This is a genomic window from Mucilaginibacter terrigena (assembly GCF_004168255.1).
GTDB lineage: Bacteria > Bacteroidota > Bacteroidia > Sphingobacteriales > Sphingobacteriaceae > Mucilaginibacter > Mucilaginibacter terrigena.
Map to the genome: position 1 here is coordinate 166860 of NZ_SEWG01000001.1, position 15922 is coordinate 182781.

Annotated in this window: 14 protein-coding genes; 3 read left to right on the forward strand and 11 right to left on the reverse strand. The window is 42.4% G+C overall.

Annotation, left to right across the window (positions count from 1 at the left end):
* Positions 1–187 precede the first annotated feature (187 nt).
* Positions 188–430, forward strand: a complete 243-nt coding sequence (locus EWM62_RS00780) for a DUF1456 family protein (RefSeq protein WP_129874736.1) — start codon at positions 188–190, stop codon at positions 428–430.
* A gap of 87 nt (positions 431–517) precedes the next feature.
* On the opposite strand, the gene EWM62_RS00785 is transcribed toward EWM62_RS00780, so the two are convergent.
* The 11 genes from EWM62_RS00785 to spt all read right to left on the reverse strand — a co-directional run bounded on the left by EWM62_RS00785 (position 518) and on the right by spt (position 12963).
* Positions 518–1081 carry a CAP domain-containing protein gene (locus EWM62_RS00785; protein WP_129874737.1) on the reverse strand — a complete coding sequence of 188 codons (564 nt, stop codon included), beginning with the start codon at positions 1079–1081 and terminating at the stop codon, positions 518–520.
* Between the two features lie 88 nt (positions 1082–1169).
* Positions 1170–1949, reverse strand: coding sequence for a hypothetical protein (locus EWM62_RS00790; RefSeq protein ID WP_129874738.1), 780 nt, complete (start codon positions 1947–1949; stop codon positions 1170–1172).
* Positions 1950–2191: 242 nt separating this feature from the next.
* Complete coding sequence (locus EWM62_RS00795) at positions 2192–3130, reverse strand: phosphatase PAP2 family protein (protein WP_129874739.1); 939 nt, start codon at positions 3128–3130, stop codon at positions 2192–2194.
* A complete protein-coding gene (locus EWM62_RS00800) occupies positions 3123–3749 on the reverse strand; it encodes a sterol desaturase family protein (protein ID WP_129874740.1) in 627 nt (208 codons plus the stop codon). Before EWM62_RS00800 ends, EWM62_RS00795 begins: the two co-directional genes overlap by 8 nt.
* A gap of 5 nt (positions 3750–3754) precedes the next feature.
* Positions 3755–4366: a DUF4833 domain-containing protein gene (locus EWM62_RS00805; protein ID WP_129874741.1), complete on the reverse strand. Its 612-nt coding sequence runs from the start codon at positions 4364–4366 to the stop codon at positions 3755–3757.
* Entirely contained in the window at positions 4363–5076 is a 714-nt protein-coding gene (locus tag EWM62_RS00810; RefSeq protein ID WP_129874742.1) for a CDP-alcohol phosphatidyltransferase family protein, read from the reverse strand. The genes EWM62_RS00805 and EWM62_RS00810 overlap by 4 nt, the downstream gene beginning before the upstream one ends.
* A gap of 30 nt (positions 5077–5106) precedes the next feature.
* Positions 5107–7656: a DUF5686 and carboxypeptidase-like regulatory domain-containing protein gene (locus tag EWM62_RS00815; protein ID WP_129874743.1), complete on the reverse strand. Its 2550-nt coding sequence runs from the start codon at positions 7654–7656 to the stop codon at positions 5107–5109.
* Between the two features lie 15 nt (positions 7657–7671).
* Positions 7672–8046, reverse strand: coding sequence for a GtrA family protein (locus EWM62_RS00820; RefSeq protein WP_129874744.1), 375 nt, complete (start codon positions 8044–8046; stop codon positions 7672–7674).
* Between the two features lie 975 nt (positions 8047–9021).
* The gene (locus tag EWM62_RS00825) at positions 9022–10344 is read right to left on the reverse strand and encodes an inositol-3-phosphate synthase (RefSeq protein WP_129874745.1); all 1323 of its coding nucleotides are present in this window, start codon (positions 10342–10344) and stop codon (positions 9022–9024) included.
* Between the two features lie 229 nt (positions 10345–10573).
* On the reverse strand, positions 10574–11692 hold the full coding sequence (locus tag EWM62_RS00830) for a hypothetical protein (RefSeq protein ID WP_129874746.1): 1119 nt from the start codon (positions 11690–11692) through the stop codon (positions 10574–10576).
* A gap of 59 nt (positions 11693–11751) precedes the next feature.
* The gene (spt, locus tag EWM62_RS00835; RefSeq protein ID WP_129874747.1) at positions 11752–12963 is read right to left on the reverse strand and encodes a serine palmitoyltransferase; all 1212 of its coding nucleotides are present in this window, start codon (positions 12961–12963) and stop codon (positions 11752–11754) included.
* A 346-nt stretch (positions 12964–13309) separates the two neighbouring features.
* On the opposite strand from spt, the gene EWM62_RS00840 reads away from it, so the two are divergent.
* Both EWM62_RS00840 and EWM62_RS00845 read left to right on the forward strand, forming a co-directional pair.
* Complete coding sequence (locus tag EWM62_RS00840) at positions 13310–14659, forward strand: TolC family protein (protein WP_129874748.1); 1350 nt, start codon at positions 13310–13312, stop codon at positions 14657–14659.
* Positions 14660–14724: 65 nt separating this feature from the next.
* Positions 14725–15852 carry an efflux RND transporter periplasmic adaptor subunit gene (locus tag EWM62_RS00845; RefSeq protein WP_129874749.1) on the forward strand — a complete coding sequence of 376 codons (1128 nt, stop codon included), beginning with the start codon at positions 14725–14727 and terminating at the stop codon, positions 15850–15852.
* Positions 15853–15922 lie beyond the last annotated feature (70 nt).

Genomic DNA, 15922 nt, shown 5'->3' on the forward strand with positions numbered 1-15922 from the left:
CCGGTAATCCGTTGGCTGAAGCCAACGGCAATAATAAACACAGAAATGTTTAGTAGTCTGCTAACCAACACCACAGGGTTTAAACGCGGAATTATTTTTTATTAATCGCCGTTCCATTATGGGGCGGATAGAAAAACCATAACATGGGCATTAGCCCGAATAGCGAACAAAAACTTATATTTGCAGCATGAGCAATAACGATATCATGAAAAAACTTCGTGTGGCCTTGCAGCTGCGCGATGACCAGATCATCGAGATATTAAAGCTGGCCAACTTCCGTACCACCAAAACCGAATTGAGCGCTATCTTCCGCAGCGAAGACCACCCAAATTTTCAGCCCTGTAAAGATCAGCTATTACGCAATTTTTTGAACGGGTTAGTGCTACACCTGCGCGGCCCTAAAGTAGAGAAGGATAGTCCTAAGTCGTAAGTCTCAAGTCCGAAGTCGGGAGTCTTAAGTCGAAATTTAATTGGAAACCAACTTCAGACTTAGAACTGAAGACTATAGACTTGAAAATCAATCTTTCTGTATCAAACGGTATTTACCGCTTTTAATCAGTTCCTGCTGCTCTTTGCTAAAGGCTTCGCGGCCGCCAAAATCCTGTACCCAATACTTATTATATTCGGCAACGCCCACTTCTTTAAAGCCGGGGTTCATCAGGTTTTTACAGTGGCCCTCGCTTTTAAACCAGCCGGCCATTACTTCGGGGATGGTAGTCTGTCCCTGGGCAATGTTTTCGCCTATCATAAAGCTTTTCCAGCCTTTAAAAATATAGCCGGCGGTTACAATGCGGGTATTCATACTGCGGCCGTCTTTGCTATCGTGGCTAAAGTAATTTTGTTTGGCCATATCCTTTGCGTGGCCACGGGCAGCTTCCTCCAGGTCGCTGTTCCAAACCATGGGCGGGGCGGGGGGCATATACGTATTGCCGCATTTGCACCCTTTGGCGCGGGTTTCATTGATCAGGTCTAAAAAATCCTGCTTAAAAGAGGCGTCGTCATTTACCCTGTTTATAAAAATAAACGAACTAAAAGCCAGTACAAATAGGCTCAATATAATGCCTGGGATATATTTCTTCATGTCGTTAAATATGACACCATTAACTTGTTATGGTTTAAATATATATAAACCGTTTAACAAAATTTAACGAAGATGCGGGAAGATGAGATTATAAAGATGCCAGCTTTTTAGCAGAGATAAGTTTTGCAGATTTTTTGGCGATAACAATGGACTTTTTCTTTTTAATTGCAGCAGGCTTTTTATTTTTTATCGGGGTGTTATCAAAAGTAATAGTTATGGCCTTCAGCTCATCGTCCTGTACCTGCGCTGCTAATTCGGTGGCCCGTTTTTCGGCAGCATCACCCTTTTCGTAATCCTTTAGCCGGTTATACAGGTAGGCATAATTTTGTTGTACAACGGCTTCTAACGCAGGCATTTTATTTGCCGTAGACCATCTTAAGGCCTCGTTCAAATCGCGCATAGCCATTTTATACTCCTTCAGCTCCATTTTTATAGCCGAAAGTTTTATCAATGAACTGATAATGTTGGGGATGTCTTTTACCTGGCGCGAGATCTTGTTTGATTGTAACGTAAACCACTTGGCTTCGCTGTATTTTTTTTGGGCTACATACACCCTTGCAAGGTCATCAAAGCTCGACCGGATACCTGTGGTATCTTCGTAATAGCTATAATTATGCAGGGCAAGCAAGGTGTAATGGATGGCCTCTGTTTGGTAGTAGGCTTTTAAATTGCGGTTAGGCTGTTTATCAAACTTTAAATATTCGGTTGCAATTTGCTTGTAAATGGCGCCTTTTAGCGTATCGTTTGTAGTAAGCTGTAATTTTTGTTTAAGGCTGTCTATATATGCCCGGTTATCATCGGCATATGCACGCGCGGCAAATGTTGTAGCGGCTAATATTAGTGTGAAAAGTATAAAAAGTTTTTTCATCTGCTTACAGATCTTAAATAAGTATGATATACCGTATTCAAATCTTATGCCCCTTATTACAAAAACTTTTCGCGGGGGCATGCAAGGTACAACAAACTACTCAAATATTACAATAACTTTGATTTATAGCCACTTAAGGTGCCCAAAATAGATATAAACAGCCAGGATATTTATCAACAGTTAACGGGATAAGGGCCTGCAGATAGTACATAAAAAAGTACACAATAAAAAAAATGCTACAATTACCGGATAACGGCTTCGTACCGGTTTAAAAAGCGATTAAAGTTTGCCGATGCTGATTGCACCCAGTTAAAAAGCAAAATTCCCATTGTAGCGCAAACAATGCCTGCCAATACATCAAGCACATAGTGGTGGCTGGCGTATACCGCCGTAAACCATATGCCAAGCATCACCACACCAAAAAACCAATTGATTAGCCCCAGGCGGTTCTTAATGCCGTAATATAGCACGATAACCGGGTACGATGAATGCAACGATGGCATTGCGGCAAATACGTTAGAGCCTTTTGAATAGATAGACTTAAACAGGCTGATATTAAAAAATTTATCGAAACGTGCCAGCCCGGCGGTATTGCCTTGCGTTAGCGGGTGAAAAGTAAAGCCATGGAACTGGATATACCAGGGTGGTGCCGCAGGGTAGGCGTAGTACACCACAAAGCCCAGCATGTTAACTATTACAAATGTGATAGAAAAATACAGGAACTGGCGCTTGTTTTTAAAGAACAGGAACGCCGCGAATGCTAGCGGTACCGGGATCCAGCATAAATAGAACAGCCCGGCCATCACATCTAAAGCGTTGGTGCTTTTAAGGCGCAGGTACTCGTTTGGCGTAAGGATAGTGCCGTGCAGGTTTATCCCGAACAGGCTTTTTTCGGCGTGGTACAGGCTGCCTATGGCTACGTCATTATAATTATAATTAGGGAACGCCTTCATATAATCAAAAATGACCCAGTAAACGATGAAGATAGTAAAGCCTAATATAAATTTGCGCGTAACTACCGAGGCATAAAACAACACGTTGAATATGCCCATTAAAACTAATTGATCGGTTTTAAAGCCAACCAAAAAATATGATAGAATTAAGTATGCGATTGATATGCCGGTAACAATACTTATGCTTTTTGCATTGATCCGTATATCATCGCCAACAGCATTAGCCATTCTGCTTTTTAATGAAATCTGAATTGAATATCTTATCCCACAGGGGTGAGCTTACACCGTAACCTTTTGTAGGGTCCTGGTAGTGGTGCAGCATGTGGTGTTGTTTAATGCGTTTCCAAAAGTTGCCTTTAAAGTTAAAGTGATGTATGGCGTAGTGCGATATATCATAAAAAAGATAACCTAAAATAAAGCCCGGGAAAAAGCCAAATATGTAATTTGCAGGCAACAAAGCGTTAAACAAAAAGTAAAAGCCCGTAGCCAGGGGTATACTTGCCGATGGCGGCATTACCAGCCGCTTGGCATCGCTGGGGTAATCGTGGTGCACACCGTGGAATATAAAGTGCAGGCGCAGGGCCCATTGTTGTTTTGGTACAAAATGGAATACAAAGCGGTGCATAATGTACTCGGTAAGCGTCCATACAAACAGGCCGCCTAAAAATAGCCAGATGTAGTTAGCCACCCCAATTTGCCTGTCGTAAGCAAAGTAGCTTGTAACTAAAATAACGGGTAAAAAAATTATAATAGGCACAAAGTAGTGCACTTTTGATAAGCTCTCTAAAAAACTGCTCTTAAACATCCTCACAGATTCCTGTGAATTTGAAACAAAATTTTTCGCCATAACACTTAAGGTTTAAAACGTTCGGTAACCTCTTTTCCTGTAACTGGGTCTGTGCCCTTTAATTCTACAAAAATAACATTTGGTAACCAAAAAGTACCTCCATCAATTTGAATAAATACTTTTTGAAGCAACATTTGCTTTTTGGCCACTGTTGCGAAGATATGATATTTTCCGTCGGCACCCTTCATTAAAGTAAACGGAATTTTTTTGTATGACACTAATCTGATATCATAATTATCGTTACCCAGCGCTTTTGAGATTACGCCATAGGCAAATTTGCGCTGCATGTAAGTAAATTCTGACGGCTCGCCGTGGCCCTCGGCATACCTTAGCCAGTAACCGTGTAAAGGTGAGTCTTCATCGGGCTTACCGGTTTTTTTATCGATGTTGATATCGTATACCAGCGCGTTGATGTTTGGCGACCGCTGAAGGTAAAACATTCGCAGCGGGTTGGGCGGCGGGGTAGGGTAAACCCTGCCGGTAACATCGGTACGCGGTTTAAGGGTATCGGGCTGAAGTATTAAACCGGTTTTAATAGGTGCAAAAGCCGCTGCTGGTGCAATATTGCCGGCGAATAAAAAAACTAAAAGCAGAAGCTTTAACAGGGTTTTGATCATTCTCCTCGCTCAGACAATGCTTTCCGCGCATTAACCAGCCTTTTTGCAGCCGTTAAGTTTGTTAATACGGCAAGAATGGTGATAGGGAAGGTGAAGATAGACATGGTTTCGAAAACATGCCACTTAATACCCGGAACGTACAATTTATAATCGCCGCCAAGATATGATGAACCTATACCACAGGCAATGGCGCACACGCCAATGGTGATAACACGCTCGGGGCGCTGCATCAGGCCGCCTTTAGAGTCTACACCCAGGCCTTCGGCACGGGCGCGAACATAACTTACCATCATGGAGCCAATAAGCGCTATAAAGGCAAATATCGAGCTAAGGAAGTAGTGATGTGCAACAAGGTAGTAACAGATCCCCAGGAACATTATCAGTTCGCTGTAACGGTCCAACACAGAATCGTACAGGGCGCCAAAAACCGATTTCATGTTACCCAGGCGGGCCACCTGCCCGTCGAGCATATCAAACAAGCCCGCAAACAGTATTAAACCGCCGGCCCAGCCTACGTAGCTAAAATCGCCCCGGTTACCGTCTTCGGCACCAATGATGAATATGGCTGCAACGCCAACATTTAAAATAAAACCTATAGAGGTTACCGCGTTTGGCGTTAACCCTACTTTTATCAGGAGTTTAACAAATGGGTCGATAATTTTATATATCCCCAGCTGCAAACTTGTGCGTACTGATGTTTGTGGTTCCATTAGCTATAAAAATAAATAAAATTAAACATATTAAAAATCAAACTTGATCTTTACACGTATCCCCCACGGGGCAATGCCCGGGTGATCCAGATACGTGAACCTTTTTACTGCATCAACCCTTATAAACTTGAAAATGTTTTCGACACCTGCACTTGCCTCGATGTAAGGTGTGCGGCCAAGGCCGTAGGTTATAGGCACGCCGTTCTCATCAAGCGGGAACTGGTACAGGTTGGGATGTAGCGATGGTGTGTTATTATCACTTAGCCCGCCATAAAGCGCTTTAAAAGACAATGTTTCGCGCCATTTCAATTTTTTAAACAGGGGGATCTTGTTGAAAAAGAAACCGCCGAAATGCTGGTCGATATTTACACTTACCGAGTGATCGCTTACAAACTCCAAAAAGTTCATCAGGTTGTATGAATCTATCACGTACGAAAACGTTTGGTTAGCACGGTGAATGTTCAGCAGCAGGTAAGGTACCTGCCCAAATGTTTTTGAACCCTCAAGAACAACATCGGCAAAACCGAAGGGGGCTATGTAAAAGCGTTTATCGCCACGGAAATCTAATTTCTTGTAACCGTACTCGCCGCCCAGTGCATCTTTTACACCCATTGTAAAATCTAACGACAGGATAGGGTACTGGTTGATGATAGGGGCACGGAAAAGCTTACCCTGGTAATATTGCTCGTTAGGCGCATAGCGGATCCCGGCGCTAACCTCTGAAGTAGTTAAATGCCTGAATGTGTTTGTACCAATAGTATTTGTAAAAGGGAATAAACTGCCCGCAGGTGTTTGTGTCAGTTTTTTTAACCCCATTTTGTACGACAGGTGGTTCTCAAACTCGCTTACATAATCTATCCGGTAATTATCGTTATAGATATATTTATCGTTTTTACCACGCTTAAAGGATAGCAGGAAATTATCTTCCTGCGCATACTGCAGTTCCTGGCCGGGTATTTTGGTATCGCGCTGAAAGCTGGCGCGGATGTAATGCTGCGGAAACCTGTAAATGCTTTTATTGTTTATAGAATACGATGCCGCGAACTGGTACTTCCAGCGTTTATCTGTAAAACCATAAGCCCCGTACGATTCAAAAAAGATACGTTTGCTGAAGTCGGCAGTGGTGCGGCCGCCTACGCGCAGCCTTAAACCTTCAACCGGGTTAAAACTATAAAAGGTGCTGGCAGGGCCAATTTCAAACTTGCCGAAATTTTTGAAGCCCGCAAACAGCAGGTTAATAATATCAGCAGTACGCCTGAAAGATGGCATATGCACCAGGCTATCAATGTTTTTATAAACCTTTGATTCGGCCGTTGTTAGCGTATCCAGGCGGTTCTCTGCCCAAAAACTTTCGGGGCGGTTGCGTAGCTCTTCGTCTTCCAACTCGGGCCTTGCTTTGTAAAGTGTATCCGGATGGGGCACATTTACAACATAGTTTTTGAGCGTTAGCGTCCGGGTGCCAAACAAGCCGCTTTTACGTTTGGCGGTTATACCAAAATCGGCAAAAGTGTTGCTCCTGCTCATGTGGTAACGGCCATCGGGGTTAAGTTCAAAATCAAGGTCGACGTGCATGCTGCGCACAAAGTTAACGTTGATGTTTTTGTTTATCTCCAGCCCGGCCTTTTGCACGGCATAGTTGCCATCAAGGGTTATAAAGATCTCACCCTCGAAAAGTATATCGTTGGTGTTGCGTGGGGTAAAGCTTAGCTGCACCAGCTTTTTACCGTTATCAAGCGTAACGGTATCGGTAATAAAAAATTTGTAGAACGATGGGGCGCTGTTGGCAATCGGGCTTAAAAACTGGCGCCCCAAAAGCATAATGCTGTTGTCGTATATATCTACCTTTTCGTACAAGTGTTTAAAATACTGGCCAACGCCTTCGGTATCAAAGCCGGGCCCAAAATCAACCGATTTTTCGCCTAAAATTACATTACGGGTAGCCTCGGGGTCTTTACGGTAGTAAACATGTGCCAGGCGTTCCTTTAAATAAATAGGCAGCAGCGTTTTACCGGGGTAAGAAGTGCTGTCCTTATTCTCGAATACGAATTTATATTTCTTAAAAAGCCTTTTCTCTTTAACCTTATCAGAGATATTGCTGAGCGAGAACTGCATCTTATCATACTCTTTGTATTCTACAAAATTGTAGGCTTCGGGGCGGTTCTTATCTTTGTTTTCGATAACCTTGCGTATTAAGGCAACGGCAGGGTTTTCGTTATTATATTTTGTTTTTTTACTTGTTTTGATGTTTACCTCGTTCAACTGGGTAGACGAGGGGATCATGCGGATGTTTAGCACCTGCTCTTTACCGGGCAGCACATTGTAGGTGGCATCTTTAAAACCTATATAGCTTACTTTTATTTTGGTATAGGGCTGGTTTGTACGCAGCGTATACATACCGTGTGTATCGGTAACCACACCAATGTTTGTACCTAAAAATGCTACGGATACAAAGGGAAGGCCGTCTTTATTACCGCCATCGGTAACTTTGCCGGTTACAACAGTAGTTTGCGCTGTTGCAGCAGCACTTATTAATATGAATAGTATAAGAAATAGATACTTATACGTGTATTTAAAATTCATTAACCTTTTATCCAATTATGCAAAAACAAACTTTTTTTGAAGGAAGTAATTGTAAGTTACCCCTACTATAAACGATACCAGAACCTTGGAAATTTTGTAGTCTAACTTTAAAAAGTGAGTTACTACAAATACGCCGCCAGTATTTAGCGCCAGGTTACCACCCCAAACCAAAACGTATTTAACGGCCTGTACAGGAACGGTTTTTTCCTTACGCTTTTTAAAAACCCAAACCCTGCCTAATGCAAAGTTTGTAACGCCTCCAACAATGGTTCCAATTAAGCTTGCTGTAACGTACCAAAGGTAAAAAAATTCCTTACAGACTATTGTGGTCAAAAAGTCAAATAAGGATGCTATAAAGGATGACGCCTGTGCCTTAACAAATGTTGCCATTTACGTTCAAATTATCCGGCTTAATATGTTTTAGACCCTGCCGTAAGATCTTAGTTTAACCAAATTCCAATATCGGTTAGTAGACGGTTAAAAAAACAGTTTGTTTCCATCTACGTAAAAAATACTACTATTAGTTTAACTAAAAACAAAAATGCCCTCGGGGGGAGGTTTACGTTTCGGTCGCGAATATCGGTATTTTAAACCTAAAAAGTGGTAAATAAAAAAACTGGTTACCCCTCTGTAAAGCAATAGCCAGTTTTTGTGGGTAATGATAGAATTAATTGCAACACTTCAAATCGTAACTAAGAAATCTGTGGGTAAAAAAATCCCGCATCTTGTGACCCAATATGATGTAACTATACGTGAATGGAAATTCATTTTCTCTAAAAATCTCAATATTTGCTTTGTCACCTATTAGGCTTATTTCGATATGAGCACAAACCATTCCTTTATTAAAAAAGGCAAAACCGAGTGTAGGGATATACGGGCCGACCGGATCTTCCGGATATACATCATTATATGAGTTTTTGAATACCATCATCAATTCTTCTTTGTCTGATCGTGTTAGTAGTTTGCCAAATTTTGCGCACACGCCTCCCTTCGACCCGTAGTAAAGCGTTGAAGTATCCAATTTAAAACCAACGTCAAGAACCCAATCTATCTTTTGACAATTAAATGAGAACACCTTTACAGAATCATATCTTAACTCATTTAAATTATTTATCAGGTCAGTATCTCTTTCATTATAAATGCTCTTTGCAGAATGTTCTGAAGTTGTACCTCTCTTATTCTTTACGGCACAACTCAAGATTGATAAAATTAAAATCAATATTGTTATAAGTTTTTTAAACATTTAATTCTGAAGACTAATTATTTAAAGGGTAGCAATATCGTTATTTAACTTAAACCCCGTAAATAAAAAAACTGGTTACCGCCCGTAAGCAATAACCAGTTTTTTATGCAGTATATTATATATTACTGACCAGCAAACATATCGTCGTAATAGTCAAGTCCCAGATGTGTTATCAGGTCTTCGCCCATCAGGTAACGTAAGGTATTTTCCAATTTGATCAATTGTTTAAATATATCATTTTCGGCATGTAAGCCCGGCGCGGTTTGCGGCGATTTAAGGTAGAATGATAACCACTCCTGTATACCGCTCATGTTAGCGCGTTTAGCCATATCGCAAAACAAAGCTAAGTCTAAAGCGATAGGCGCTGCAAGGATAGAGTCGCGGCAAAGGAAGTTGATCTTGATCTGCATTTTGTAGCCTAACCAGCCAAAAATGTCGATGTTATCCCAGCTCTCTTTGTTATCGCCATGCGGAGGGTAGTAGTTGATACGGATCTTGTGGAAGATATCGCCGTAAAGCTCAGGATTATCCTCAGGGCGCAAAATATCTTCTAACACACCCAATTTTGATACCTCTTTAGTTTTAAAGTTGTCCGGATCGTCCAGTACCAAACCATCGCGGTTACCCAAAATGTTTGTAGAAAACCATCCGTGTACACCTAACGAACGTGCTGCAAGGCCTGGTGCCAGTACAGTTTTCATTAAAGTTTGGCCGGTTTTAAAATCTTTACCTGCAATAGGGGTTTGCGTTAACCTGGCAAGCTCTATCATAGCAGGGATGTCAACGGTTAGGTTAGGCGCACCGTTTGCGAATGGTACACCAAGTTTTAAAGCCGCGTAAGCATAGATCATGCTTGGGGCGATGCGTTTATCATCGTCTTTTAAAGCTTGCTCAAATGCGGCAAGGGTTTGGTGAATTTCCGATCCTTCGAAGTAAACCTCGGTTGAACCGCACCATACCAATACCACACGGTTAAGGCCGTTATCTTTCTGAAAGTTTTTGATGTCTTCCATAACCTGCTGCGCAAGTTCGTAACGGGTACCCGTTTTAACGTGTGTACCGTCAAGGTTTTTCGCGTAATTTTTATCGAAAGCGGCTTTCATCGGCACAATGGCTTCTAAACCGTCTTTTACGGCATCTAACAGGTCGCGCTCAAGTACTTTAGCGTTTACGGCTGCCTGGTAAACGTTATCAGAGTATACATCCCAGCCACCAAAAACTACATCGTTAAGGTTTGCCAGGGGTACAAAATCTTTAATTTTTGGATGACGTGCTTCGGTACGTTTGCCTAAACGGATGCTGCCCATTTGGGTTAACGAACCTATGGGTTGTGATATGCCTTTTTTTACGGCCTCAACGCCGGCAATTAATGTTGTAGCTACTGCGCCTAAACCCGGTATTAATATACCAAGCTTACCTTCAGCAGGTTTAATGTTAATTTTCATTACTTGTATTTGTTTTTTAAGGATAATGCAGCTATTAAAGCCGGTTTAAAGGCTGCAATAGCTGTTAGTTTACTGTTTGTATTATAGTAGCGAATAAACGCTGTACTATTTTAGTATAGCAATTAAAGCAGCGGGGACACCGGTTTTAATTGCGGAACAAATAGAATATAATTTTTGGTCGAAAATTTATAATTCTATAAAGTTTACAGGCAGATGAATATTGGCAGTATTATATAGGCTTTTCGTATATCCTGTAAGTTTTGTACTGGTCGCCGCCTATGGCTTCAATAGCACGGTTTACCATGTCGTTTTTTTCAAGTGTCCACGATGCTTCGGCGTATTTAAGGCCTTTGCGCCTGTACTCTTTAATAATACTACCGTACAGGCATGCCTCGATACCCATTTTACGGTAACCATCAATTACACCCAGCAGCATAATACGTATGCCGCTTACTTTGCTTTTATTTAACAGCAGCTTAAAAATACCTGTAGGGAGCAGGCGGCCGCGTTTTATAGTTTTTAGCACCTGGTTAATATCGGGTATGGCAACGCCAAAGCCAACTATTTTGCCTTCTTTTTCGGCAACCAGGCAAAAATCCGGGTCGAGTATCAGTTTAAGGTCTTTAGCTGTATAGTCAAATTCCTCGTTGGTCATCGGGAAAAAGCCAAGGTTTTTATCCCATGCGGTGTTATACACTTCGCGCAGGGCATCGGCCTCCTGCTTAAACTTTTTTAAGTTTATTTTACGTATGCTGATGTTGCTGTTGCGGGTTAAACGCTCCTGCAGCCTATCCAGCATCTGTAACGATTTATCGTTGTAGTTTGCACCATCCCAGTACCAGGCCAGCAGGTCGGTTTGTTTTTTAAATCCGGCGTTCTCCAGCAGGGTAACGTAATACTCGGGGTTGTAGGTCATCATCACCACGGGCGATCTGTCGAACCCTTTTATCAGTAACCCGCAGGTTTCGTTGGTTGATGGGTTTACCGGGCCAATAACGTTTTGCGCGCCCTTTTCTTTAACCCATTTAATAGCGGTATCTAATAGCAGGTTAGCGGTTTCCTGGTCGTTAATAACTTCAAAAAAACCAAAAAAACCATCATTAACATTGTTAAACTTGTTATGGTTGGTATTGTAAATGGCTGCTATCCGCCCCACAATTTTATCGCCATCATAAGCTAAAAAGGTTTGCAGCGACGAGTGTTTATGGAAAGGGTGCGTGGTTAGCAGGTCCTTTTGGGCTATAAATAATTCGGGTACGTAGTAGGGGTCGTTCTTATACAGGTCATGCGGGAAGTCAATAAAAGCCGCGAGTTCTTTTTTTGACTGTACCGGTACAATTTTTTTCATTTGGGATGTTAAGTTAATACCGGTGCCATGCAGGCGTGGCGCCGGTATATTTAAAGAGGTTATATGTTTTCTTTAATAGTACTATTGGTTACGCCTACATGTTTAAACGCCTGTATCAGTTTTTCTACAGCTTCGTCTATCTGTGCAAATGTGTGGGTTGCCATTAACGAGAACCTTAGCAGCGATGAATCTGACGGAACGGCCGGCGATACAACCGGGTTAACAAACACGCCCGCGTTTTGCAGGTAATTGGTTACCTGGAAAGTTTTTGCGTTATCGCGTATATATATAGGCAGTATAGGGCTTTCTGACGCGCCGATATCGAAACCTTCTTCGGTTAATAATTTAACGGCGTAATTGGTGTTGTCCCAAAGTTTCTGGATGCGCTCCGGCTCGGCTTCGATGATATCGAGGGCGGCAATAACGCTGGCTACAGATCCGGGGGTCATGCTGGCGCTGAACATTAACGAACGCGCACGGTGTTTTATATAATCAATAGTATCATGATCGCTGGCAATAAAACCACCAAGCGATGCTAATGATTTACTAAAAGTGCTCATAATAAGGTCAACCTGGTCGGTTAAACCAAAGTGCGATGCGGTACCCGAACCGTTATGGCCAATCACCCCCAAGCTGTGCGCATCGTCAACCATGATGTTTACGCCATATTTATCGGCAAGCTCAACAATAGCAGGCAGTTTAACAATATCGCCTTCCATGCTAAATATCCCGTCAACAACAATAACCTTCACGGCTTCCTCGGGCAGCATGCTTAGCTTGCGCTCAAGGTCGGCCATATCGTTGTGGGCATACTTAATAACTTTTGAGAAGGATAAACGCGTACCATCAATAATAGATGCGTGGTCGTATTCGTCAAGTATCAGGTAATCATTGCGGCCGGTAATGCATGACAGAACGCCAAGGTTAACCTGGAAACCGGTGCTGAATAATACGGCGGCTTCTTTACCAACGTATTGTGCCAGGCGGTTCTCTAATTCGATGTGGATATCGAGCGTGCCGTTCAAAAATCTTGAACCGGCGCAGCCAGATCCATATTTATCAATCGCTTTTTTTGTAGCTTCTTTTATTTTTGGATGGTTTGTAAGCCCCAGGTAGGAGTTAGAACCAAACATTAAAACACGCTTGCCATTGATCATTACTTCGGTATCCTGACCAGACTCTATCGGCCTGAAAAAAGGATACAGTCCCTGTGCCCTGATCATATTTGCATCCTGGAACTGAGCAATCTTCTCGTGTAATTTTTTAACCATTTATAAACACTTCTTAAATTTTTTGTAAAAATACCATGAATAAGCTTATAACTTGCATGGAGAATGTAAATTTTTTACACACTACCTTAATAGTATGTTAACATACTTACATCAGGCAAATTAATTAAATTTTTTATTTAATCACTACCACTATTTTACATTTTGTTTGAAAAAGTTGAAAAATCGTGCCAATTATCATTCAAATCTCCTTATTAGGTAAAATTTTTGTTGTCGATTTTTTATTGAAATAGAATAACGTCATATTCGTGCTCCCTGTTGATAACACAGAAAAATAAGCGAACCTTTACCCTTATTTTTCATTTTTATGTTGCATTTAAGTCCCCTTATGAAAAAAATACGCCGCTTATTCGTATCTAATATATTACTTTTTTTGCCGTTTACACTATTGGCCCAAACAACTGCCGATACAACCGTTACCGTTACCTTGCAGCAAAGCATTGATTTTGCCCTTAAAAACCAGCCACAGGTAAAGCAAGCCAATATTGACGAGCAGATAAACGAACGCGATATTAAAATAAGTTTATCAAACTGGTTGCCGCAAATTGGCACTACCGGCCAGTACCAGCATTATTTTCAAAGGCCATCACAGATTGCAGCGGGTACATCAACAGGCGGCGCGGGTGGTTCGCAGCAAAATTTAGCCGTTGCGCACAATGTATCTACATTAGGGGTACAGGCAAGCCAGGTTATTTATAATAATGATGTATTGCAGGCATCGCGCGCATCTAAGTATTCCAGGCAGTACTATAAACAGAACACCGAAGGCAGCAAAATAGATGTGGTATCTGACGTGAGCAAGGCATTTTACGATGTTTTGTTATCCCAGCGCCAGCTTGATATTATTAAGGAAGATATTGTAAGGCTGCGCCGCAGCTTAAAAGACGCCTACTCGCGCTACCAGGCCGGGGTTGTTGATAAAACAGATTACAAACAGGCAACCATCGCGTTAAATAATTCGCTGGCATCGCAAAAGCAGATACAGGAGGCTATAAAAAGCAAATCGGCATATTTAAAACAGGTAATGGGCCTCGATCCGGGCAGGTCATTAGCGCTATCGTACGATTCTACCCGTTTACAGGGCGAAGCGGTTATTGATACCAACCAGGTTTTAAATTACGCCAACCGGGTTGAGTACCGGTTATTGCAAACCCAAAAAAACCTGCTTAATTTAAATGTATCGTATTATAAATGGAGTTTCCTTCCTTCGCTATCGGCGGTTGGCGGCTATAGCCTGGCCTATTTTAACGATAGTTTTTCTAAGCTATATAATAACTCGTACCCAACATCGTTCGCGGGCCTGTCATTATCGATCCCGATTTTTACGGGTGGCAAGCGTTTGCAAAATTTAGCTAAAGCGCGTTTGCAGGTAGAGCGTACAGATCTCGACCTGATAAACAGCCGCAACGCTATCAACACCGAATACACCCAGGCCCTGGCCAATTACAAAAGCAATTATTTTAACTGGCAAACACTAAACGAGAACGTTGCACTGGCAAAAGATGTTTACAAAGTGGTTAACCTGCAATACCGCGAGGGTATAAAAACTTACCTGGATGTTATTGTATCGCAGGCCGACCTGCGCACTGCTGAGTTAAATTACTATAACGCCCTGTTCCAGCTGCTATCGAGCAAAATCGACCTGCAAAGGGCAATGGGTATTTTACAACCCGAATAATAAATATTACCGCCGGTTTGCCGGTGAAAACTTTATCAACATTGAAAACACGACAACTTATAATAATGAAAAACACATACGCCTGCTGCATTGCCGCATTGGCTTTATTAACAGCTTCATCATGCGGTAATAATGCGCCCAAGCAAAGCGCCGCATTGCCGCCAACACCGGTAAATGTTATCGAAGCAAAAAAATCCGACGCCTTGTATTATGATAAATACCAGGGCACGGTGGTTGCCTTAAATTCTGTTGAGCTGCGCAGCCAGGTTGGCGGTTTTATAACCGGCATATATTTTAAAGAAGGCGATGTGGTTACCAAAGGCGCACCGCTGTACGAAATTGACCGCCGTAAATATGTGGCAGCATACGAGCAAGCCAAAGCAAACCTGCTTAGCGCGAAAGCTAACTTAAGCAAAGCCCAGAAGGATATTGACCGCTATAACATGTTGTTGAAAAACGATGCCGTGGCCCGCCAGACTGTTGACCAGGCCACCGCCAATTTCCAAACCAGCCAAAGCCAGGTAGCTGTTGCACAGGCAGGGGTAGAGTCGGCAGCTACCGATCTGTCGTACGCTACCATTCGTGCACCATTCACGGGCCGCATAGGTATATCGCAGGTTAAACTGGGGGCGCAGGTATCGCCGGGTACTACTTTATTAAATACCATATCAACCGGTAACCCAATTGGTGTTGATGTAGTTATTAACGAGCAGGACATAAGCCGCTTTTACAAGCTGCAAAAAACAAGCAGCGATACCACTTTTAAACTGCTGCTGCCCGATGGTACCGCGTTTAATAAGAATGGGAAGATATTTGCCATAGACCGCGGCGTAAGCGACCAGACAGGTACCATCAAAGTAAGGGTACAGTTCCCTAATGCCCAGGACGAGCTGAAGGACGGCATGAGCTGCGTTTTACAGGTGCTTAACGATAACTCGGGCAATCGCGTACAGATCCCTTATAAAGCCGTAACCGAGCAAATGGGCGAATTTTTTGTGTTTATAGCCAAAGATACCATTGCCGAGCAGCGTAAGGTAGTTATAGGCCAGCGCATTCAAAGTAATGTTATAGTAATGGATGGTGTTAAACCCGGCGAAAAGGTAATAACCGAAGGTTTCCAGCGCTTACGCGATGGCGGCAAAATAACGCTTGGCCCGCCTGCGGCTGCTGCAGGAGCTGCCCCGGCTAAATAATACCGGGATAGGTTTCAATAAGCTACTAATGGGGGTGATGCCCCGATAATTTTAAGCAAAAGATATAAAG

Bases quoted from the DNA above. Each gene is read 5' to 3' on its own strand.
- EWM62_RS00790 (WP_129874738.1), bottom strand. From the start codon at position 1,949: ATGAAAAAACTTTTTATACTTTTCACACTAATATTAGCCGCTACAACA.
- EWM62_RS00815 (WP_129874743.1), bottom strand. From the start codon at position 7,656: ATGAATTTTAAATACACGTATAAGTATCTATTTCTTATACTATTCATA.
- EWM62_RS00785 (WP_129874737.1), bottom strand. From the start codon at position 1,081: ATGAAGAAATATATCCCAGGCATTATATTGAGCCTATTTGTACTGGCT.
- EWM62_RS00800 (WP_129874740.1), bottom strand. From the start codon at position 3,749: ATGGCGAAAAATTTTGTTTCAAATTCACAGGAATCTGTGAGGATGTTT.
- EWM62_RS00840 (WP_129874748.1), top strand. From the start codon at position 13,310: ATGAAAAAAATACGCCGCTTATTCGTATCTAATATATTACTTTTTTTG.
- EWM62_RS00845 (WP_129874749.1), top strand. From the start codon at position 14,725: ATGAAAAACACATACGCCTGCTGCATTGCCGCATTGGCTTTATTAACA.
- EWM62_RS00805 (WP_129874741.1), bottom strand. From the start codon at position 4,366: ATGATCAAAACCCTGTTAAAGCTTCTGCTTTTAGTTTTTTTATTCGCC.
- spt (WP_129874747.1), bottom strand. From the start codon at position 12,963: ATGGTTAAAAAATTACACGAGAAGATTGCTCAGTTCCAGGATGCAAAT.
- EWM62_RS00830 (WP_129874746.1), bottom strand. From the start codon at position 11,692: ATGAAAAAAATTGTACCGGTACAGTCAAAAAAAGAACTCGCGGCTTTT.
- EWM62_RS00795 (WP_129874739.1), bottom strand. From the start codon at position 3,130: ATGGCTAATGCTGTTGGCGATGATATACGGATCAATGCAAAAAGCATA.
- EWM62_RS00820 (WP_129874744.1), bottom strand. From the start codon at position 8,046: ATGGCAACATTTGTTAAGGCACAGGCGTCATCCTTTATAGCATCCTTA.
- EWM62_RS00780 (WP_129874736.1), top strand. From the start codon at position 188: ATGAGCAATAACGATATCATGAAAAAACTTCGTGTGGCCTTGCAGCTG.
- EWM62_RS00825 (WP_129874745.1), bottom strand. From the start codon at position 10,344: ATGAAAATTAACATTAAACCTGCTGAAGGTAAGCTTGGTATATTAATA.
- EWM62_RS00810 (WP_129874742.1), bottom strand. From the start codon at position 5,076: ATGGAACCACAAACATCAGTACGCACAAGTTTGCAGCTGGGGATATAT.